Raw genomic sequence first — 21,229 nt, forward strand, 5'->3', positions numbered from 1 at the left:
GCAAACGGCGGCACTACCCAGGTCGCCTCAGGCGACGGCGGTCCCCTCGAGCTCGACCATCAGGCTGGCGATCGCCAGCCGTGTCACCCCGAGCATCGTGGTGGCCGGCGCCACCTTGGCGGCGCCGAGCCTCGAGGCCAGCACGCCGTAGTGCTCGAAGAGCCGGTCGACGTCGGTGGTGTAGACGTTGAGCCGGACCAGGTCCGCCAGGGACATGCCCGCCTCGCCGAGCACGGCCTCCAGGTTGTCGAGGCTCAGCGCCAGCTGCGCCGCCATGTCACCGGCGTGCTGGGGCTTGCCCTCACCGCTCATCGCGGTCTGGCCGGAGCAGTACAGGGTCCGGGCCTGCCCGGAGACGACCTCACCCTGGTTGTAGCCCAACTCCACCGACCACGCCCACGGGTTGACCGCCGAACGATCCACTACCATCTCAGCTCCATTCGTCGAGGGTGTGCACCCAGGTGCCGGTGAGCCTCTCAGCCAAATCGCGACATCCTGTGTCGTGTATTGCTGGCATAGTTTCCGCATGCGGGCCGACCGGTTGGTCTCACTGGTGCTGCTGCTGCGCCAGCGCGGCCGGCTGTCAGCGACCACCCTCGCCCGCGAGCTGGAGGTGTCGACCCGCACCGTGCTGCGCGACATCGAGGCGCTGTCCGCCGCCGGCGTCCCGGTCTACGCCGAACGCGGGCGGCACGGCGGTTTCGCGCTGCTGCCCGGTTTCCAGACCGAGCTCACCGGCCTGAACCACGAAGAAGCACTCGCCCTGCTGGTCGCCGGCTCGCGGCGGGGCGCGCAGGCGTTCGGTCTCGGCTCGGCGCTCGCTTCGGCGATGCTCAAGGTCCTCGACGCGCTGCCCGAAAGCTATCGGGACACCGCGGCCGGTGCGGTCGAGCGGCTGCTCATCGACCCGGAGACCGACCTGCTGTCGCGCCGGCTGGTCGCCGAGGAGGTCCCCGACAGCATCGTGGCCGAGGTACGGCGTGCGGTGTTCGCCGGGCACAAACTGCGCATCCACTACGCGGCCGTGGGCCAGCCCCCGAAGTGGCGCACGGTCGACCCGATCGGCCTGGTCACCGTCCGCGAGCAGGGCTATCTGCTGGCCACGAGGTCCGGTGCGGACCGCACCTACCGGCTGTCCCGCGTCCTGGCCGCCGAGGAACTCGCCGAGCCCGCCCAGCGACCGGACCGGGTCGACCTGGACCGCGCCTGGCAGGAACGCAGCACCCGGTTTCGCACCGGCGGCGACTCGGTCACCGTGCTGGTCCGGGTGAACCCGACGCAGCGGGAGATCCTGGTCGGCACCGCGCTGGCCGTCCTCGCCGAGGAAGTCGACGCAGACGGCTGGCTGCGCCTGGAGGTCACCTTCCAGGATCCGAGACACGCCGAATGGGCGCTGTGGCAACTCGCCACGAACGCCGAGGCCCTGTCCCCAGAGTGGCTCCGCACCGCCCTGCGCAACCGCGCCGCCGCGATCGCCACTCGCTACGAAGCGCCACCCGAGGGTTGAACGGCCACGCACCTTCCTGCCCTCGTGCTTGCCGTCGTGACCCGGCCGGGATGCCACCGCAGCCGGTCACGGCGACGACGGGAGGCGCAACATCGCTAGACGGCTCAACGACGGCGGACGACGCGGCGACCGACGCAACGGCCGCTGGACGCGCAACTGCTGGGTGACGGGGTGGTGAGTCGCACAGCTCGGCGCCGGCCGTGCCTGACGATGAGCGGCTCGCCGCCGACGGGCACGTTGCCACCGGCGGGCGGGTTGGCACTGGCGGACCGGTTGGCGCTGGCGGACCGGTTGGCGCTGGCGGACCGGTTGGCGCTGGCGGACCGGTTGGCGCTGGCGGACCGGTTGGCGCTGGCGGGCGGCTCACCGCTGGCGGGGTTGGTGTCAGTGGGCGGGTGGGGCGCAGGCGGGCCAGCTTTGCTGCGTGACGGGCGGCGAGGCCGTGGGCGCGTGTCTCTGCGAACTCCGCTCGCGCCCGCAGCTTCTCTTCGCGCCGCCGCTGTCGCTCGGCAAGCTGCGCGGCGAGGCGGGCGTCCCAGTCGATCTGCCCAGGCGCCGCGATCGACGCTGAATCCGGTGCTTCCAACGAAAAGTATGGCCGTGGCACGTGCCGCCTCCCCCCGGTAGGCGCTACCCCTCCATTCTCGAGGCCGTCCACCGCCACGTCCAGCAACGTAACACCATGTGCTGCTAAGCGCACATGCGACAAACCGGACCACCGGGACAGCCACGTGGGAAGATCTGGTTATGACGTGGACTGCGCCTGCTGCGCCGCCGTTCGGGGGGTCGCTTGTCGCTGATGAGCGGACGCTGCTGGAGGGGTTCCTCGACTGGCAGCGGGCCGTGCTGGTCGGAAAGTGCACCGGGCTGACCGGTGAGGAGTTGGCGCAGCGCTCGGCTCCCCCGTCGACGTTGTCGCTGCTCGGGCTGCTGCGGCACGTCACCGACGTCGAGCGGGAGTGGTTCCATGCTCGGTTCCGTGGCACGCCGGTGCGGTTCCTGTACCGCCGCGCCGATGCCAAGGACGCCGCCTTCGACGAGGTCGAGCCTGCCGCTGCCGAGGCCGACTACGAACGGCTGCTGGCGCAGTGGCAGGCGTCGCGGGTCGCGGTCGCCGCAGCGGGGCTGGACGACGCGTTCGAGGACGCGCAGCGCGGGCCGATGTCGCTGCGCGCCGTCTATCTGCACCTGATCCAGGAGTACGCCCGCCACAACGGCCACGCCGACCTCCTCCGCCAACGCATCGACGGCGAGACCGGCTGACCGGCCGACCAAAGGCCGAAAGGCCCAAAGGCGGAAAGGCGGAAAGGCGGAAAGGCGGAAAGGCGGAAAGGCGGAAAGGCCGTCACCCCGCATGCACGGCGGCAACAACACCTTCATAGGTGCCGACCAGGGCCGTGCCGGTGGTCTCGTACTCAAGGAGAAGCAGCCCGCTCGCGGTGACGTCGTGGCGGACGAGCCGCAGCCCGACGGCTGAGGTCGGATGGGTGAAGAGCCGCCGCCCGGATCCGATCACGGTAGGCGCGACGACAAGCCGCAACGTGTCGACCAGCCCGGCCGACAGCAGCGCGCTGCCAAGGCGGGCGCTGCCGTGGACCTGCAGCTCCCGCCCTGGCCGCGCCTTGAGCGCGGCAACCGTGTCGGCCGGGTTGCCGCGCAGCACGGTCGTGGGGTTCCAGGTCGCGTCGGTGAGGGTGTTCGACACGACGTACTTGGGCAGCGAGTTCATCCGCTCGGTGAACGGGTCGTCCGGGTCAGTGATCTGCGGCCAGTCCCGGGCGAACGCCTCGTAGGTGCGGCGGCCGAGCAGGAGGCCGTCGGCGAGGTCGAGCCAGTCGGACGCCCGTTCCACGAACTGCGCGTCGAAGTGCGGCACCAGCCAGCCGCCCCTGGTGAAGCCGTCGCTGCCGTCCTCGGTGGGCGAGCCGGGTCCCTGGCTGACGCCGTCCAGCGTGACGAACTGGGTGAGAGCGAGCTTCATCGGGCGGCCTCGCTCTCGGCGAGCGCGACGAGCTGCGCGGCCTCGCTCCCGGCGAGCCCGGCGAGCTGCGCGGCCTCGCTCTCGGCGAGCCCGGCGAGCTGCTCGGTGACCGAGGCCCAGCCGTCGATGAATCCCAGCGTCTCGTGGCGGGCCCGGGAGGCAGGGTCGCCGTGCCGGACGACGACGCGGTAATCCGTGCCGTCCGGGTGGGCGCCGAACGTGATCTCGGCGGTCATGGCGACCGGGGCGGGGTTCGCGGGGCGCCAGGCGCTGTCGATCGCGTTCGTGAACACGATCCGGGCAAGCTCCTCGACGATGATGAAGCAGGCGTCGACGTGCGGGACGAACGAGACGCCGTCGTCGCTGAGCTTGGTCACGAACCCGCCGCCGGGGCGGACGTCGAGGCGCTCGACGCGGGAGCGGGCGGGCGCCGGGACCCACCACTGCGCGAGGCGGGCGGGATCGGTCCACGCGCTCCACACGCTTGCGCGGGGTGCACGGATGACCCTTGTCAGGGCGAGGTCGAGATCGGGGTTCACGGCTGGTCCTTTGCGGTCTCGGTGACGAACTGTTCGAGGCGGTCGGTGCGCTCCTGCCAGATCCGCCGCTGCTCGGCGAGCCAGTCGTCGACCAGGGCGAGGCGCTCGCGGTTGAGCGTGCAGGTGCGCACCCGGCCCGACTTGGCGGTGCGGATCAGGCCGCTCTCCTCGAGGGTCCGCACGTGCTTCATGAAGGACGGAAGGGCCATCGGGAACTCGCTGGCGAGGTCACCGACGCTCGCCGGCCCGCGGCCGAGGCGGCGGATCACGGCCCGCCGGGTCTGGTCGGTGAGGGCGACGAACACCCTGTCGAGCTGCGCCAAATACTGAGCCACACGGCTTAGTATTGCGGCCCGTAAAAGTTAGCGCAAGGGGTAAGTATCAGGCCGATGAGCGCGCGGGCGCAGGCACCGAGGCCTCGAGCGCAGGGCCACCGGAGCGCGGGCGGCGCAGCAGGCGCAGGGCCGGGAGCTCGATGCCGTGATAGACGACCATGGCGCCGAGCAGGCTGATCGAGAATGCCGAGACCGTGACCAGGGCGGCGACCAGCGGGTGGGCGTGGTGCGGCAGCAGGCCGAGCCGCTCGTAGCTCAGGTAGGTCAGGTAGTGCACCAGGTAGAAGGCGAACGACACCTCGCCGAGGTAGGTCAGCAGCGGCCGGGTCCACACCGTCCGCACGCCGGTCAGGTCGGCGCGGGCTGCCGCGGCGACCACGAGGGTGACCGGCACGAGGGTCAGGGCGTGCTGGTTGAGCGGGTAGGGCGCCTTGAGCGCGGCGGCGGCGGCGAGGCCCACCAGGACGAAGGACCAGCGCAGCCCCGGACCCCGCCACGCGCCGGCCTGGATGAGCAGCGCGACGACGATGCCGAGGGTGAATTCGGCGATGCGTACCGGCGGGAACATGTACCCGAACCACAACGCGAAGGGGTGCCCGACCGTGGTGAGCAGCACACCCGTCGCCAGCACGAACAGCACCAGCGCGCCCGCCGTCGCCCACAGCCCGCCGGGGCGCAGCCGGCGCAGCGCCGGCAGCAGCAGCGGGAAGCACAGGTAGAAGAACGCCTCGCAGGACAGCGACCAGCTGACGGGGTTGAGCGCGCCGAAGACCGACGCGTGCGGGAACCAGGTCTGCGTCAGGGTGAGGTGCGCGGCGAGCTGGACGGGGCCGGCGCCGCCGACGACGAGCAGCGCGACGAGGGTGGTGACCAGGGTGGCCGGATAGATCTTGCTGAAGCGGCGCCACCAGAATCCCCGCTTGCCGAACGACGCCGGGGAGGACCAGGTCAGGACGAAGCCGGAGAGGACGAAGAAGAACGAGACGCCCACCGCGCCGCCGTTGACCAGCAGCGCCCACAGCCCGGCCCGGACCGGTCGCGGGGCGACCAGATCCGGGTCGTAGAACAGCTCCAGGGTGTGCTGACCAAACACGACGAGCGCCGCTGCCCAACGCAGACCGGTGAGGGCCGGCAGCCGGCTGTCGCGGTTCACGCTTGATGTCTAGTCATTCTTCCCGGCCGGCGCACGCCAGGCCGGGAAGAATTCACCCCGATGTGACCAGTTGTTACACCGTGTATCCGCGCGATCACCTGTTGTTGCGGCGTTCGCGGTCACCACCTCGGTTGTTCCAACTCCGGTCGCGCATGGCGGGCAGGCGCATCGTCACGAGGCCGAGCGCGATGATGATCAGCCCGATGATGATGTTGTTCGCGATGGAGCCGCCGGACGGGTAGGCACCCTGGATGACCCACGGCGCAACGAACGTCCACACGCCGACGACCACCGGCACCCAGGTCAGGCCGTGAGTGCGACCGTAGGCGGCGGTGAAGCCGGCGGCGAGCGCGACAACGACCACCCCGCAGATGAAGTTGTTGACCGCGAGGTCGCTCTCGAAGGACGCGAACCCCACGACCCATGGTGACAAGGCGAGGTAGAGCCCGGCGAGCAGCAGCCCACCGTCGGTGACGTGTGCGGTCGGCGTCTCCGCCGCACGGTCATAGCGGGCCCGCAGCTCGAGGATGTCCGGGTGCTGTTCCAGGTCCGCGATCGGACGGGTCATGACGGTCCCCTTTCCTTCGTCGGAGAGGGGTTCTCTAACCCGTACCGCGGAGAACTAACACAAACAGGGTGGGCGCGGCGGCGGCGCTGCAGACGCCGTCCGCCGCACCCCGGTTCGCGATGGGAGCCGCGAAAAGGGTGGGCATCACCTCCAGGTGCATCGATAGCCGTCGCGACCATAGGTGAAATCCGGGGTGCTTGTCCCGGGAGCGCTCCCATGCCAGAATCAGCGCCACCTCGCGTCTGGGAGCCGACGGGGCACACGCAGCGACTGGCTTATGTCACACCGCAGTCGCGCTGTCGCGTGCCCTTCCCCCGCCCCGAAACTTTCACGAGGAGCACCCCACTCATGACCACCCGGAAACAACGCTGGCTGCGTACCGCGGCCGTCGGCCTCCTGGCCGCCGGCACGCTGTACGCCCTGCCGGCCGGGATCGCACACGCCGCCACCGGCTGTTCGGTCGTCTATTCAGTCCGCAGCCAATGGCCGACCGGCTTCACCGGCGATCTCGTGGTGAAGAACCTCGGCGATCCACTGACGAGTTGGAACGTCAGCTGGACCTTCGCCGGCAACCAGCAGTTGCAGCAGAGCTGGAACGGCGACTTCACCCAGACCGGCAACGCCGTCACCATCCGCAACGCCTCCTGGAACGGCAGCCTGCCGAGCAACGGGACCGTCAACCCGGGGTTCAACGCCGGCTACAGCGGCAACAACGTCAACCCGACCAGCTTCTCGCTCAACGGCGTCGCCTGCACCGGCCCGAACGCCTCGCCGTCGGTCAGCATCACCGCCCCGGCCGCCAACACCCGCTACACGGCGCCGGCGTCGATCCCGATCACCGCCACCGCCTCGGACCCCGACACCGGTGACTCGATCGCGAAGGTCGAGTTCTACCACGACGGCCTGCTGCTCGGGACCGACACCGCCGCCCCGTACGCCTACACCTGGACCGGCGTGCCGAGCCAGACCGCGGCGTACAGCCTGCAGGCCAAGGCGTACGACAGCAAAGGGGCGGTGACCACCTCCACGGCAGTGCCGGTGTTCGTCGACCCGTTCGTCGGACCGTCGATCCTGGCCACGCCCTCGCCGCTGACCGTGCCCGAGGGCGGCTCCACCCCGCTGTCGGTGAAGCTCAACCAGGCACCGACCGCGAACGTGACGGTGGCGGTAGCCCGTACCGGCGACACCGACATCACCGCCACGCCGACGTCGCTGACGTTCACCACCGCGAACTGGAACACCGCCCAGACGGTCACCGTCGCCGGCGCCCAGGACACGGACACCACCAACGGCACCGCCACGATCAACCTGACCGCCAGTGGCTGGGCGTCCGCGGCGATACCGGCGAACGAAAGCGATGACGACGTCGCCGGCGGCGTCTACGTGCAGCGCTTCCTCGAGCAGTACGCGAAGCTGCACAGCTCCGGGTACTTCTCGCCGGAGGGCGTGCCCTACCACTCGGTCGAGACGCTCGTGGTCGAGGCGCCCGACTGGGGTCACGAGACGACGTCGGAGGCGTTCAGCTTCTGGCTGTGGCTCGAGGCGCAGTACGGCCGGGTGAAGTCGGACTGGGCCCCGTTCAACAAGGCCTGGGACACGATGGAGAAGTACATCATCCCGACCCACGCCAACCAGCCGACCGGTGGCTACAACCCCAGCGACCCCGCCGACTACGCGCCCGAGGCCGGGCAGCCCAGCCTGTACCCGCAGCAGGGCGGCCACCTCGACTCGTCGGTGAAGGTCGGCGTCGACCCGCTGTACAGCGAGCTGACCTCGACCTACGGCAACACCGACGTGTACGGCATGCACTGGCTGGAGGACGTCGACAACGTCTACGGCTTCAGCTCGTGCACCCCGCAGGCCGGCTCCACGGTGTCGTACATCAACACCTACCAGCGCGGCCCGCAGGAGTCGGTGTGGGAGACCGTCGCCCACCCGTCCTGTGAGGACTTCCGCTTCGGTGCCAAGGCCAACGGTGGCTTCCTGCCGCTGTTCATCGACGGCAGCCCCGCCAAGCAGTGGCGCTACACCGACGCCCCCGACGCCGACGCGCGCGCCATCCAGGCCGCGTACTGGGCGCAGCAGTGGGCGACCGCCCAGGGCAAGGCCGCCGACGTGGCGGCCGTCGTGGCGAAGGCCGCGAAGATGGGCGACTACCTGCGGTACGCGATGTACGACAAGTACTTCAAGAAGCCGGGCTGCACGTCGACGGCCTGCGCCGCCGGCACCGGCAAGGACTCCGCCGCGTACCTGCTGAACTGGTACTACGCGTGGGGCGGCGACGCGGGCGGCCAGTGGGCGTGGCGCATCGGCTCCAGCCACAACCACCAGGGCTACCAGAACCCCCTGGCGGCCTACGTGCTGTCCAACGTGTCGGGCTTCGCACCGCGCTCGCCCACGGCGAAGGGCGACTGGCAGACCAGCCTCGGGCGGCAGCTCGAGTTCTACCAGTGGCTGCAGTCCTCCGAGGGTGCCTTCGCCGGTGGCGCGACCAACAGCGTCAACGGCAACTACTCGGCGCCGGCCGCCGGTACGCCGACGTTCTACGGCATGTTCTACGACGAGAAGCCGGTCTACCACGACCCGCCGTCCAACCAGTGGTTCGGCTTCCAGGCGTGGTCGGTGGAGCGGGTCGCGGAGTACTACTACGCGACCGGTGACGCCAAGGCCAAGACCATGCTCGACAAGTGGGTCTCCTGGGCCATCGCGAACACCACGTTCACCTCGACCGGCGACTTCAAGATCCCGGACACCCTGCAGTGGACCGGCGCGCCGGCCACCTGGAACCCGTCCAGCCCGGCCGCCAACACCAACCTGCACGTCAGCGTCGTCAGCAGCGGTACCGACGTCGGCGTCGCCGCCGCGTACGCCCGCCTGCTGACGTACTACGGCGCGAAGGCGAACAACACCGCGGCGAAGACCACGGCGAAGAAGCTGCTCGACGGCATCTGGCTGCACACCGACAGCAAGGGCGTCGGTATCCCGGAGACCCGTAACGACTACAACCGCTTCGACGACATCTGGTCCTCGTCCAACCAGCAGGGCCTGTACATCCCGTCCGGGTACAGCGGCGTCATGCCCAACGGTGACGTCATCGCCCCCGGCAAGTCGTTCCTCGACACCCGTTCCTTCTACAAGAACGACCCGAACTGGCCGGCCGTGCAGGCCTACCTGAACGGGACCGGCCCAGCGCCGACGTTCACCTTCCACCGGTTCTGGGCACAGTCCGACATCGCCATGGCGATGGCCGACTACGGCCTGCTGATCGGCGGCTAGGTTCCACCGGCTTTGCCGGCCTGTTTACCGGCCTTGCCGGCCGTCTACCGGCTTTGCCGGCCGTTCTACCGGTGGCCCTCGTCGTTCGCGGCGGGGGCCACCGCCTCGACCGCGGCCTCCGCGCGGGCCTCCGCCGCCGCGTAGTGCAGCTTCCGGGCGACCTGCAGGGCCTGCTCGGCCTCGGCCGGGTCACCGTCGGCGAGCGCGAGCACCCGGCGCAGGTCGGGTTCGGCGAATCCGGTCTGCCCCGCCAGACCCTGCGACAGGGCGGCGGCAGCGACCTCCGCGGCCCGGTCCCGGCGGTCCACGGTGAGCCAGGCGTCGGCGTGCAGCGCCTCGAGCCGCCCGAACCGGCGCATCGCCTCGCCCAGGTGCGTGCGGGCGTCCGTGATGCGGGTGAGCCCGTCGGGGTCGCCGGCGCGCACCTCGGCCCAGCCGAGCACGATCGCCGACATCGCCCGGTACTCCAGGTGCCCGCCGCGCTCCGCGAGCCGCAGCGTCGTGCGGGCCGCCTCCGCCGCCGCGGGCGCGTCGTAGCGGTCCGCAGCGACGCAGGCGGTGTAGTGGCTGACGTACATCTCCAGGAACAGCTCGCCGACCCGGGCGGCCCGCTCCCGCGCGGCCCGCAGGTACCGCTCCGCGGTGGCGTGGTCGCCGAGCATGCCGCACACGATCGCCGCGGGTGCCTGCGCGCCGACGACCGGGTCCCAGTTCACGATCGGGAACACCGGCAGGTCCCCGGCGGGCAGCGCGTCCAGCGCCGTCTCGAAGCACTCGCGGGCCTTCGGCAGGTCCAGCACCGACAGCGCCGCCGCGCCCTCGTGCACCTCCGCCACGATCGACGCCCACGGGTCGGTGCTGCCGTGCTCGCTCGCCGACCGGGCCATCGCAACCGCCCGCGCCACGTCGCCGGCCGTGGTGTGGAACGACGCGTACCCCCACAGCGCCGGCAGGATGTCCAGCACCGGGCGCCCGCGCAGCCGCACCAGCAGCGGCTCCATCGCCGCATACTGTGCGCTCACGAACGGCGCGAGGTAGCCGTCGGTCGCCTGATGCATGTAGGCGAGCCGGATCCGCAGGTCCAGCTCCGCGACGTCGCGCCGCTCCCCCGCCGGCGCGCGGTGCAGCACGCCGACCGCCTCCTCCAGCAGGGCCGAGGCCTGCTCGTGGGCGGTCAGGTCGTACGCCTCACCGGCCGCCTCGACCAGCGCCGGCACCACGTCGAACGGGGACAGCACCGGCAGCGCCGCCCGCAGGTGCGCGGCCAGCTCGGCGACGGTGGCGAGGCCCGTGTCCCGCAGCGCCTGGGCGGCCCGCGCGTGCAGCCGGGCCCTGCGCAGCGGCCCCTGGTCCAGGTACGCGGTCTGGCGCACCAGGTCGTGGGAGAACCGCAGCAGCCCCGGGTCGTCGGTCGCGGTCAGGATGCCGCTGACGACGGCGGTGTCAAGGGTGTCGAACAGCGCCAGCTCGTCGATCTGCACGACCTCGCGCAGCACCGGCACCGACACGTCCCGGCCGAGCACCGACGCGACCGCGATCACCGCGTTGACCTGTCCGGGCAGCTTGGCGAGCCGCCGGCGGACCACCTCCTGCACCCGCACCGGCACGTGCTCGGGCGCGAGGGTGTGCGTGTGCTCCGCGACCAGCACCCGCAGCAGCTCCACCACGAAGAACGGGTTGCCGCCGGTGCGGTCCAGCAGCGTCGCCACGGTCTCGTCCGGCAGGTCCGCGCCGGTCACGTCCCTGGCGAGCGCGGCGACCCCGGCCGCCTCGAGGCCCTCCAGCGGCATCCGCACCGCGGACGGGTCGGCGAGGAGCTCGCCGAGCGCGCCGGCGAGGGGCGCGTCCGGGGCGAGCTCGGCCTCCCGGTAGCCGACCGCGAGCAGCACCCGGCTGCGCCGGACCGTCTTGGCGAACATGGTCAGCAGCACCGTCGACGGCGCGTCCAGCCAGTGCGCGTCGTCGACGATGAGCACGAGCGGGGCGTGCGCGGCGAGGCGGGACAGCCCGTCGACGATCCCCTGGTACAGCCGTGACCTGGCCAGTTCGGGGTCGGCGAGGCGCTCGGCGGCGGGCAGCGGCAGGGTCTCGGCCAGCGTCGGGTCGAGCACGGCCGGCAGGTTGCCGTACGGGGCGAACGCGACGGCGAGCGCTTCGGCCGCGTCCGGGGCGGCGGCGACGGTCCGCAGGATCTGCGCCCACGGCAGGAACACCGGCGGCGCCTCACCGTCGACGCCGGTGCCGGTGCCGACGAGCCCGGTGGCGCGCGCCTGCACCTCGCGGAGCAGGGCCGACTTGCCGATGCCGGGGCTGCCGGAGACGAGCAGCAGGCGGCCGCGGCCGGTGGCGGTGCCGGCGAGGAGCTCGTCGACGGTCCGCAGCTCGGCGTCGCGGCCGACGAGCCCGCCGTCCTCGGCGACGTCCCGACCGCCCGTTTCCGCTTCGCGGCCTGGTTCTCCCGGCTTGCGGGTCGCGTCCGTGGCGGGCGAACCTGCGCCGCCTGCCACCCTTTCCACCGACATTTCGGATATGTCGGTGGGATTGGGTTGTGTTGGGGCGCCGGACGTCGGCATGACCGCTGCCAGGTGCGCGGCCTGGCGCAGGATGTCCTGTTCCAGTTGCTGCAGCGCCGGCCCGGGCTCGATGCCGAGCTCGCCGACGAGTCCCGCGCGTGCCCGGCCGTACGCGGCGAGGGCCTCGGCCTGCCGGCCCGAGCGGTACAGGGCGAGCATCAGCTGGCCCCACAGCCGCTCCCGGTACGGCGCCTCGGCCAGGGCGCTCTCGCTCAGGTACGCGACCTCGGCGGCCCGGCCGAGCCGGAGCAGCGCCTCGGACCGTTCCTCGATCGCGATCAGCCGCAGCTCATGCAGCCGCCCCCGCTCCGCCCGGGCGAGGGGCGAGTCACCCAGCTCCGGCAGCGGGTCGGCCCGCCACAGCTGCAACGCGTCGGTGAGCACCCGCAGCGCCTCGGCCGGGTCGGTGCCGGTGCGCGCCTGCTCGACCGCCGCGGCGAACCGCGCGGCGTCGACCGCGTCGGCCGGCACCATCAGCTGATACCCGGGCGCGCGGCTGACCAGCACGGTCGAGCGGTCGCGGGCGGTCCGGCCGGGCTCCAGGGCACGCCGCAGCCGGGACACATATGCCTGCAGGGAAGCGATCGCGCGCTCCGGCGGCTCGTCGGCCCACAGCTCGTCGATCAGCCGCTGCACCGACACGGTCCGGCCGGGCTGCATCGTCAGCATCGCCAGCACGGCGCGCTGCTTCGGGGTGCCCGTGTCGACCGGCCCGCGCTCGCCGACAACCTCGAGCGGGCCCAGGATCCGAATCTGCAGGATGCGAAACTCCCGGAACTCCACCTCGGCCGCGGAGACGCCTACAGCTCCACGGCGAACGACCCGTCTTCGAACGGTCCGAAGCCCGCTCGACGCAGCAGCTCCTCGCCGTGCGCCAGAGGCGCCGCGACGAGCCTACGGGCTGGACCGGCCCGCAGTGCGTCCACCAACGAGATCAGCACCTGAACGGCGAGGTCGGTGCGTCCGCCCGGCGCCACGAGACCGACCAGTCGGACGATGGTCTCCCCCGGCCGCACGGCAGCGAGCGCCGCCGCCGGCTGCTCGTCCCCGTCGGCCGGGTCGATGAGCTCCCACCACTCGAGCCCGTCGAACAGGAACTCATCGACGACGAACACGCCGAGCGCGAGCCGGGTCACGGCGCGCCGCCCGGCCGGCACCCGCCGCACCAGCCGCATCTCTTCTGCCACCGCCCCAGCAAACCCGCCTCGACTTGCAAACGGCTTGCCACCCCGCCTCACCGCGCGACCTTACCCCGCGCCGGCGGGGCCTCTTCGGCACCGCGTCGCGGTACCGTCGCAGGCGTGACGCGTGCCGAACTGATCGCACATTGCCTGGCCAAGCCCGGGGCGTGGCAGGACACGCCGTGGGAGGACGACGTCGTCGTCAAGGTCGGGCCGAAGATCTTCGCGTTCCTGGGGAGCGGGGCAACGGTCGGCGTCAAGTGCGCGCCGACGCGGGAGGCCGCCGACGAGTGGCTGCACCGGTTTCCGGACGACGCGGCGGTGATGCCCTACATCGGGCGGTCCGGGTGGAACTCGCTGACGGTCGGCGGGGCGATCCCGGACGAGGAGATCCTCGAGGCCGTCGACGAATCCTATCGATGGGTCGTGTCCAAGCTGCCGAAGAAGGACCGGCCGTAGGAGACCCATCCGTGGCAGCGGCGTCTCCGAACAACATTCATGGATTCGGGGACGGTCGCCGGGCGGTACCGGCTGCTGCGCGTCATCGGCACCGGCGGGATGAGCCGGGTGTGGCTGGCCCGCGACGAGATCCTGGCGCGGGAGGTCGCGGTCAAGGAGGTCCTCGCGATGCCCGGGCTGCCGCCGGGGCAGGCGGACCTGTGGGCCAGGACGATCGCGGAGGGGCGGGCCGCCGCGCGGCTGGCGCACCCGAACGTGGTGCGCGTCTACGACGTGCTGTTCACCGGCGGGCGGCCGTGGATCGTCATGGAGTACGTGCCGTCGCGCTCCCTCGAGGACGTGGTGCGCAAGGACGGGCCGCTCGAGCCTGACGTCGCGGCGCGGGTGGGGCTGGCGGTGCTCGACGGGCTCGCCGCCGCGCACCGCGCCGGGGTGCTGCACCGGGACGTCAAACCGCCGAACGTGCTCATCACCGACGACGGGCGGGTCCTGCTCGGCGACTTCGGCATCGCGGTCCTGCACGACGAGGTCGACGGGCCGGAGACGCTGCTCATCGCGTCGCCGAGCTATGTCGCCCCGGAGCGGGTCCGGGACCATGTCTCCAGCGTCGAGACCGATCTGTGGTCGTTCGGCGCCACGGTGTACTGGTGTGTCGAGGGCCGCCCGCCCTACGCACGTGGGACGACGGCGGAGGTGCTCGCCGCCCTTGCCACGTCGCCACCCGATCCGGTGGAGCGGGCCGGGCCGCTGCGGGAGGTCCTCGAGGGGTTGCTGCGGCGCGACCCGGCGGAGCGGCTGACCGCGCAGCAGGCCAGGGCGATGCTCACGGAGGTCGCGCCGGTGCAGCGGTCCGCGGCGGTGCCGGCGCTGGTCGCCCCGCTCGCCGCGACGATGCGGCTGTTCCGGGCGGCCGCGGCGCCGGTACCAGTGGCGCCCGCGCTGACGACGGCGGCGGCACGGCCGGACGACGAGGACGTGGTGCAGGACGAACGCCGCCGGACGGTCGCGCGGATCCTCGTGGCGGCGCTCGGGGTGCTGCTGGTCGCCGGCGGCATCGTCGGGCTGGTGGCGGCCACCGGCGACGCCCGGCCGGTGTTCGTCGACCGCGCCCAGACCGGCCAGGACGCCCGGACGGCCGGCGGGACCGGGAAGAACGAGGCGGCCGCCGCGGCGCGCGCCGCCGCCACCTGCGCGGACGGCGCCGTCCCACCCGGCACCGTCCCACTGCCCCCCGCCCCGGCGGGCGGCGGCGCATCGTCCAGCGGCGGCGCACCGGCTGGCGGCAGCGCACCGGCAGGCGGCGCCGCACCGGCCGGCGGCGTTGGGCTTCCGGCCGGCTGGGTGTGGCACGACGACCCGGCCGGGTTCCGGATCGGACGGCCCGCGGGCTGGGTCCGCGCCGCCGGTGACGGCATCGTGTGCTTCCTCGACCCGGCCGGCGGGCGGCGGCTCACCGTCGGTGTCGGACCCGCCACGGTGGCCGACCGGGTCGCGTACTGGCGGGCCGCCGAGCAGGACCTGCTGCGGCTCGGCCCGCCGCCCGGGTACACCTCGATCGGCATCGGTCCGGTGGTGTACGCGCGCGGCGCCGCCGACTGGGAGTTCACCTACGACGGGGCCGGCGGGGCGCGCTGGCACACCTCCCGGCGGCTGTTCGGGGTCGGCGACGGGCGTGAGCTGACGCTGTCGTGGACGACGGGCGACGGGGTGTGGGGACCCGGGCAGGAGACGTTCCGGGTGTTCGCCGCCTCGTTCGGGGCACGCTGAAGCAATGGCGGTGCGACGGACCACGGTGGCGGCGCTCGGGGTGCTGCTCGTCCTGGCCGCCGGCGGGTTGAGCCGGGCAACCACACCGCCCACGGGGCCGGGTGGGGCGACCGCCCCGCCGGCCGGCATCCAGGACAGTCCGGCGCCGACTTCCGTGGCGGGAGGCGCCAGTCGTACACCTGGCGCAGCGCGAAACGCGATGGACGGATCGCCGCCGCTGAGGGTGTCGATTCCGCGGCTGGGCGTGGCCAGTGAGCTCGTCGCGCTGACCCTCCTCGGCGACGGCACGATGGAGGTGCCGGACGACGCGTCCACGGTGGGATGGTTCACGGGCGCGCCGACGCCCGGGTCGATCGGCCCCGCCGTCCTCGCCGGGCACGTGAACTGGCGCGGCCACGACGGGGCGTTCGCGCGGCTCGGCACGCTCGTCGCCGGTGACGAGGTGCGGGTGGAGCGGCTCGACGGCAGCGTCGCGGTGTTCGCGGTGACGACGTCCGGACGGTTCCCGAAGGACCGGTTCCCCACCGACGCCGTGTACGGGCCGATCGACCACGCCGGGTTGCGGCTCATCACGTGCGGCGGCGAGTTCGACCGCGCGACGGGGCACTACCGCGACAACATCGTCGTCTGGGCCGTCCTGCGCCCGTGAATCGGCCGCCTGCGCGCCGCGGGCAGGCTAGGTTGGGAGGGGCCTGGGGGCGACGCGGCGGGGGAAAACACGCGTGCCGAAACCGATCGCGGTCACACTGCGCCGGCAGTTCGTCTGGCTCGTCATCGTGCTGCTGTCCGTCGGCGCCGCCCGTTTCCTCGGCGGGCAGTATCTCGGCGACGTCTACGACGGGCAGCTGCGCCGCATCGCGGACGCCGGCCACGCCAACCAGCGGATGCTGCAGGACCTCACCGACACCGAGACCGGGGTCCGCGGCTACCAGCTGACCGGCGATCCGCAGTTCCTGGCGCCGTTCCGCGCCGGTGCCGCCGACTATCCCCTGGCCCGCGCCGCGGCGCTGCGCGCGGCACCCGACGATCGCACCAGGGTCCTCGTCCGCGACCAGGACCAGCTGGCGCAGCAGTGGCTGGCGCAGGTGGCGCTGCCGATCAGCGCGCTGCCGCCGGGGTACCCGGGCATCGACGCCCACCGCAGCGCCCGGGGCAAGGAGCTCTTCGACGCCATCCGCGCGGCGAACGCGGCCGTGGCCACCGCCGTGGAGGCGGCGCAGCGGGCGGCGGCGTCGTCGTACCGCACCGCGAGCACCGTCCTCGAGGCGGCCCTCGCCCTGCTGGCGCTGCTGTCGGTGCTGGTCGCGCTGCGCATCCACCGGGCCGCAAAGCGGATGCTCCTCGAGCCGCTCGCCGCGCTGCAGGACCTGCTCGACCGGCGCGCCTTCGGCGACCTGACCGCCCGGGCCGCCGTCGCCGGGCCGCCGGAGGTGCACCGCCTCGCCACGGCCCTCAACGCCGGGCTCGACGAGACCGGCCGGGCGCGGGAACGCATCGTCGCCGCCGCGGATGCGGTCGCCGCGCAGAAGGCGTACCTCGACCAGGTCCTCGACGTCATCGAGGTCGCCGTGCTCACCTGCGACACCGACGGCCGGATCGTGCACCTCAACCGGGTCGCTCGCAGCCGGCGCGCGGACGGCGTCCCGCAGACGATCGCCGACCTCGACCCCGTCCACCTGCCCGGCACGGGGGCCGCCGACCCGCGGCCGCACCCGCTGGCCCGCGCGCTCGCCGGGGACACCGTCACCGCCCAGGAGATGGCCCTCGTCGGTGCGGCCGGCGAGCGGCGGGTCGTGGCCGACGCCCGCCCGCTGCGCGACGCCGCCGGGCAGGTCATCGGCGCCGTCCTCACCGGCTACGACGTCACCGACCTGCGCGAACGCGAGGCGGACCTGGCCGCGTTCGCCGCGATCGCCGCGCACGACCTGCGCTCGCCGCTGACGGCCGTCTCCGGGTACACGGAGATCCTCGCCGACGGTCTCACCGACCCCGACGACGTCGCCGTGGTCACCCGCATCGGCTCCGGCGTGGAGCGCATGCGGCGGCTGATCGACGACCTCCTCGCGTACGCCACCGCCCGCGACGCGCCGCTGGAACCCGCGCCGGTCGACCTGTCGTCGCTGATCGCCTCGATCTCGCCCGCCGTCCGGCTGGCAGGGCCGCTGCCGGTCCTGGACGCCGACGCGGCGATGATGCGGCGGCTGTTCGAGAACCTGATCGGCAACGCGCTCAAGTACACCCCGCCGGGCCGCCCCGCCGACGTCTGCGTCTCGGCCGCGCCGTCGGCGGGTGGCGGCGTGCACCTCACCGTCGCCGACCGGGGCATCGGCATCCCCGCCGAGCAGCGTGGCCGGGTGTTCACGTCGTTCCACCGGGCCCACGGCGGGCACGGGTACACCGGGACCGGCCTGGGCCTGGCAATCTGCCAGCGGGTCGTCGCCCGCCACGGCGGCACGATCAGCGCCGCGGACAACCCGGGCGGCGGCACCTGCATCCACATCGACCTGCCGGCCGCGTGCGTCGCGCAGCCGGTCGGTTCATGAGGCGCCTGGTCAACGGCTGGTTCGTGACCTCGTCCCGGTCCGGATCCTGGCCCGGCCGGCGACTGCCACCACGACGGCGAGCGCGGCGGCGATGACGAGGAGCCCGACCGGGTCGACGAGCCGCGTCCCGTGCTCCCACGGAGGGGCGCTGTTGCGGACCCAGGCGTGCCCGAGCGGGAGGAGCCCGTCGATCGCGGCGGCGACGGCGGCGGCCGTGACCATCGCGGCGACGACCGCTCCGACGACCGCCGCCGTGCTCGTCGTGGTCAAGCCTTCCTCGGCCGGGTCCGGGCGGCCGCGGTCGATGAGGCGGGCGGCGATGCCACCGGTGGCCAGCATCGCCAGGAGCGCCGGGACGTTGCTCGCCGCGACCCCGGGCAGGATCGCCGCGATCCCGAGCCACACCGCCGCGGCCGCGAACCCGCACCCGGCGGCGATGCCGACGGCGGCCGGCCGCAGGCCGGTGTGCCGGCTGGTCACCCGCACCACCGCGAGGAGCACCAGCCCGAGCAGGACCACCCATACGACGAGGACGGTCGTGCCGGCGCCGGTCCGCGGTCCCCCGTCGCGCGTGATCGGCGGCAGCACGCGGAAGACCTGGGTTACCCCCAGCGCCTCGAACGCGACCACGCACCCGACCGCGGCCCGGACGGCGGCGGCGAGACTCCCCCGCGGCGCGACCGGCCCGACCGGGACCGCGGTGGCGACGACGAGGACCGCGACCGCCGCGATCATCCATTCGACGCGGTGGCGCAGCACCTCGAACCCGACGTCCTGCGCCAGCAACGCCGCCGCAACCAGCGCACCCGCGGCCGCCAACCACAGCAGCGCCGCACCCACCTGCCCCATCACCTTCGCCATGAGCCGTAACTCTATCTAGATAGAGTTATCAACGGAAGAGCTTGCTTTCCATATAGGCATATGCCTATAGTCGGGTGGTGGAGGTTGCGGTGCTCGGGCATGTCGGCCCACGGGCTGGCCGCCACCGACAGCGAGGGGGGACGTCGTCGAGGTGGGCGATGTCGCGCTCGTCGGTGAGATCCTGGCGGCCGGCAACGCGGGTGTCGGGCGGGTCGCCAAAGCTGCACTTCTACGCGGCTGCGGGCATCGGCTGGTATCTGCTGGTGGAGCAGGAGCCCTTGACGCTGCGGCCGCTCCGGCTCGACGGGGAGCACTACGTCGAGCACGCAGTCGTTGGCGCCGGCGGCGTGCTTGAGGGCGAGGAGCCGTTCCCGTTCAGGGTCGACACGGCTTCCCCGCAGGACTGATCAGGGGCAGCCGACCTGTTCAGGGTGGACACCGCTTCCCCGCAGGACTGATCAGGGGCAGCCGGACCGGGCCGTCAATGAGGTGACGCGCGCGCAGGCGGCAGGGCCGGCGGGGGCGGACATGCGGTGGGCGGCTGCGGCGCCGATCCCGGCGAGGGACAGCAGCGAGGCCGCGACGAGCAGGCATGGCGCCAGGAATGTCCGGAGCATGCCGTGGTCTGGCAGTTCGTCGGTATCCAAAAGGCTGCTCCGTCGCTCGTGGGAAGGGGTGCGGTCCGGGTGAGGGTATCCGCAAGGTTGCCACGGGGTTGCGGCGGATCGTGTCCGGTGGACGTGCGGTTCCCCGCGGACGGGGTGGGGACGCGGTAGGGCGCCGATCCTGCCGTCGCGATGTCCCACAATCCCGGGCTTGGCGGAGCGTCCGGGCATCGCAACGGCAGGATCGGCGCGGCCCGTGGCCGGACCGGCCGCACCGCACCTGCCAACGCGTCACGGGGGCATCGGGGCGTCGGCAGGTGGCGGTGCGGCGGGCGGCCGAGAGGGCAGCGGGGCAGGGCTTCAGGGGCGGACCGCGGCTCGGGCGGCGGTTGGGGTGTCGGCGGCCAGGACGGCCTTGGCGAACTGGACGCATTCGTCGTAGGTGTGGGTGGACAGGGCCTCGCGGACCGCTGGGATGCTGCGGGCGGCCATCGACAGGCTGGTGATGCCGAGGCCGACGAGGACCAGGGCGAAGTCGGGGTCGGCGGCCGACTCGCCGCAGACGCCGACGGGCTTGCCGGCCTCGCGGCCGGCGGTGGCGCAGGCGGCGATGAGCGCGATGAGGGCGGGCTGCCAGGGGTCGAGGAGTTCGGCCAGGTCGCCGCACATGCGGTCGGCGGCGAAGGTGTACTGGCTCAGGTCGTTGGTGCCGATGCTGAGGAAGTCAACGTCGCGCAGGACGGCGCCGGCGCGCAGGGCGGCGGCGGGGATCTCGATCATGACGCCGGCGGTGCGCAGGCCGTGGTCGCGGCACGCGGTGGCGAACGAGGTGGCCTCGGCGGCGGTGGCGACCATCGGGGCCATGACCCAGACGTCCGCCGAAGACGTCGCCGCGGCCGCCGCGACGGCGGACAGCTGGGTGTCCAGGACGGAGGGCATGGCACGGGCGACGCGCAGGCCGCGGATGCCGAGCGCGGGGTTGGGCTCGTCGGCGAGGCGCAGGAACGGCAGGGGCTTGTCGGCGCCGGCGTCGAGGGTGCGCACGACGACCTTGCGGCCGGGCAGGGCGGCGAAGACCTGTGAGTACGCGGCGACCTGCTCCTCGAACGACGGGGGTTCGGTGCGGTCGAGGTAGAGCAGCTCGGTGCGGAACAGGCCGACGCCCTCGACGTCGACGCCGGCGGGCAGGTCGCGGGCGGAGCCGATGTTGGCCAGCAGCGCCACGGGGTGGCCGTCGGCGGTGGCGCCCGGGCCGCTGGAGGCGGAGCGCCGGTCCAGCAACGCCCGCTGCGCATCGTTGACCGATTTAGCAGACATATCGGATATGCCTACTGCGACAGCGCCGGAGGAGCCGTCCAGGCTTACCAGTACCCCATCCGAAATGTCCAGAACAGCGCCGCAGCGGACCACGGCGGGGATGCCGAGGGTCCGGGCCAGGATCGCGGTGTGGCTGGTCGGGCCGCCCTCGGCGGTGATCAGGCCCAGCACCACCGAGGGGTCGAGGCCGGCGGTGTCGGCGGGGGCGAGGTCGCGGGCCACGAGGATGAACGGGTGGCCGGGCGACGGCACGCCCGGCATGGGCAGGCCGAGGCAGGCGGCGACGAGCCGGTCCCGCAGGTCGTCGAGGTCGCTGACCCGCTCGGCCAGGTATCCCCCGGCGGCCTCGAACGCGGCGCGGTGCTCGGCGAGGGCGGCGGTGATCGCGTGGGGTGCGTCGGCGCCGCCGTCGATCGCGGCGTCGACGGCCTCCAGGAGCATCTCGTCGGCGGCCATGAGGACCTGGGCGCGCAGGACCTCGGCGGCGGTGGCGTCGGCGGCGGCGTCGGCACGGCGGGTCAGGTCGGCCGCGACGGTGGTGACGGCGGCGCGGGCGCGGGCCCG

General features: G+C 73.0%; 19 protein-coding genes. 8 read left to right on the forward strand and 11 right to left on the reverse strand.

Translation table 11 applies throughout. The features are described from left to right. Positions 1 to 27: 27 nt before the first annotated feature. Positions 28 to 429 carry a RidA family protein gene (locus AB0K00_RS43040; protein WP_363533818.1) on the reverse strand — a complete coding sequence of 134 codons (402 nt, stop codon included), beginning with the start codon at positions 427 to 429 and terminating at the stop codon, positions 28 to 30. Positions 430 to 526: 97 nt separating this feature from the next. On the opposite strand from AB0K00_RS43040, the gene AB0K00_RS43045 reads away from it, so the two are divergent. Further along, positions 527 to 1,507 carry a WYL domain-containing protein gene (locus AB0K00_RS43045; RefSeq protein WP_363533821.1) on the forward strand — a complete coding sequence of 327 codons (981 nt, stop codon included), beginning with the start codon at positions 527 to 529 and terminating at the stop codon, positions 1,505 to 1,507. A 747-nt stretch (positions 1,508 to 2,254) separates the two neighbouring features. Continuing rightward, entirely contained in the window at positions 2,255 to 2,770 is a 516-nt protein-coding gene (locus tag AB0K00_RS43050) for a DinB family protein (RefSeq protein ID WP_363533824.1), read from the forward strand. A gap of 82 nt (positions 2,771 to 2,852) precedes the next feature. Here AB0K00_RS43050 and AB0K00_RS43055 read toward each other — a convergent pair whose 3' ends face one another. The 5 genes from AB0K00_RS43055 to AB0K00_RS43075 form a co-directional block, all read right to left on the reverse strand. Next, positions 2,853 to 3,488 carry a dihydrofolate reductase family protein gene (locus tag AB0K00_RS43055; protein WP_363533827.1) on the reverse strand — a complete coding sequence of 212 codons (636 nt, stop codon included), beginning with the start codon at positions 3,486 to 3,488 and terminating at the stop codon, positions 2,853 to 2,855. Further along, positions 3,485 to 4,027: an SRPBCC domain-containing protein gene (locus AB0K00_RS43060; RefSeq protein WP_363533830.1), complete on the reverse strand. Its 543-nt coding sequence runs from the start codon at positions 4,025 to 4,027 to the stop codon at positions 3,485 to 3,487. The genes AB0K00_RS43055 and AB0K00_RS43060 overlap by 4 nt, the downstream gene beginning before the upstream one ends. Further along, positions 4,024 to 4,362, reverse strand: a complete 339-nt coding sequence (locus tag AB0K00_RS43065) for a metalloregulator ArsR/SmtB family transcription factor (protein WP_363533833.1) — start codon at positions 4,360 to 4,362, stop codon at positions 4,024 to 4,026. Before AB0K00_RS43065 ends, AB0K00_RS43060 begins: the two co-directional genes overlap by 4 nt. A 46-nt stretch (positions 4,363 to 4,408) precedes the next feature. Beyond that, complete coding sequence (locus AB0K00_RS43070) at positions 4,409 to 5,515, reverse strand: acyltransferase (protein ID WP_363533836.1); 1,107 nt, start codon at positions 5,513 to 5,515, stop codon at positions 4,409 to 4,411. Positions 5,516 to 5,609: 94 nt separating this feature from the next. Next, the gene (locus AB0K00_RS43075; protein WP_363533839.1) at positions 5,610 to 6,083 is read right to left on the reverse strand and encodes an SPW repeat protein; all 474 of its coding nucleotides are present in this window, start codon (positions 6,081 to 6,083) and stop codon (positions 5,610 to 5,612) included. A 348-nt stretch (positions 6,084 to 6,431) separates the two neighbouring features. Between AB0K00_RS43075 and AB0K00_RS43080 the strand changes: the two genes are divergently transcribed. Next, positions 6,432 to 9,359, forward strand: a complete 2,928-nt coding sequence (locus AB0K00_RS43080) for a glycoside hydrolase family 48 protein (RefSeq protein WP_363533842.1) — start codon at positions 6,432 to 6,434, stop codon at positions 9,357 to 9,359. Positions 9,360 to 9,424: 65 nt separating this feature from the next. Here AB0K00_RS43080 and AB0K00_RS43085 read toward each other — a convergent pair whose 3' ends face one another. Further along, entirely contained in the window at positions 9,425 to 12,715 is a 3,291-nt protein-coding gene (locus AB0K00_RS43085; RefSeq protein ID WP_363533844.1) for a BTAD domain-containing putative transcriptional regulator, read from the reverse strand. A gap of 17 nt (positions 12,716 to 12,732) precedes the next feature. After that, on the reverse strand, positions 12,733 to 13,119 hold the full coding sequence (locus AB0K00_RS43090; protein WP_363533847.1) for a hypothetical protein: 387 nt from the start codon (positions 13,117 to 13,119) through the stop codon (positions 12,733 to 12,735). Between the two features lie 114 nt (positions 13,120 to 13,233). On the opposite strand from AB0K00_RS43090, the gene AB0K00_RS43095 reads away from it, so the two are divergent. From AB0K00_RS43095 to AB0K00_RS43110, 4 genes are all read left to right on the forward strand, one after another. Further along, positions 13,234 to 13,572: an MmcQ/YjbR family DNA-binding protein gene (locus AB0K00_RS43095; RefSeq protein WP_363533850.1), complete on the forward strand. Its 339-nt coding sequence runs from the start codon at positions 13,234 to 13,236 to the stop codon at positions 13,570 to 13,572. Positions 13,573 to 13,611: 39 nt separating this feature from the next. Next, positions 13,612 to 15,339, forward strand: a complete 1,728-nt coding sequence (locus AB0K00_RS43100; protein WP_363533853.1) for a serine/threonine-protein kinase — start codon at positions 13,612 to 13,614, stop codon at positions 15,337 to 15,339. A 4-nt stretch (positions 15,340 to 15,343) separates the two neighbouring features. Next, positions 15,344 to 15,988, forward strand: a complete 645-nt coding sequence (locus AB0K00_RS43105) for a class F sortase (RefSeq protein WP_363533856.1) — start codon at positions 15,344 to 15,346, stop codon at positions 15,986 to 15,988. A gap of 73 nt (positions 15,989 to 16,061) precedes the next feature. Beyond that, positions 16,062 to 17,882 (forward strand): ATP-binding protein, encoded by a 1,821-nt coding sequence (locus tag AB0K00_RS43110; protein WP_363533859.1) that lies wholly within the window; start codon positions 16,062 to 16,064, stop codon positions 17,880 to 17,882. A 9-nt stretch (positions 17,883 to 17,891) separates the two neighbouring features. On the opposite strand, the gene AB0K00_RS43115 is transcribed toward AB0K00_RS43110, so the two are convergent. After that, the gene (locus tag AB0K00_RS43115) at positions 17,892 to 18,743 is read right to left on the reverse strand and encodes a hypothetical protein (RefSeq protein ID WP_363533862.1); all 852 of its coding nucleotides are present in this window, start codon (positions 18,741 to 18,743) and stop codon (positions 17,892 to 17,894) included. A gap of 173 nt (positions 18,744 to 18,916) precedes the next feature. Between AB0K00_RS43115 and AB0K00_RS43120 the strand changes: the two genes are divergently transcribed. Beyond that, positions 18,917 to 19,150: a hypothetical protein gene (locus AB0K00_RS43120; RefSeq protein WP_363533865.1), complete on the forward strand. Its 234-nt coding sequence runs from the start codon at positions 18,917 to 18,919 to the stop codon at positions 19,148 to 19,150. 51 nt (positions 19,151 to 19,201) lie between these two features. On the opposite strand, the gene AB0K00_RS43125 is transcribed toward AB0K00_RS43120, so the two are convergent. Together AB0K00_RS43125 and ptsP are read right to left on the reverse strand one after the other, a co-directional pair. Beyond that, complete coding sequence (locus tag AB0K00_RS43125) at positions 19,202 to 19,390, reverse strand: hypothetical protein (RefSeq protein WP_363533868.1); 189 nt, start codon at positions 19,388 to 19,390, stop codon at positions 19,202 to 19,204. A gap of 318 nt (positions 19,391 to 19,708) precedes the next feature. Then, on the reverse strand, positions 19,709 to 21,229 hold a 1,521-nt coding region (gene ptsP / locus AB0K00_RS43130), incomplete at its 5' end, for a phosphoenolpyruvate--protein phosphotransferase (protein ID WP_363533871.1).

Origin of the sequence: Dactylosporangium sp. NPDC049525, assembly GCF_040676755.1 — a bacterium.
Taxonomy (GTDB): Bacteria; Actinomycetota; Actinomycetes; order Mycobacteriales; family Micromonosporaceae; genus Dactylosporangium.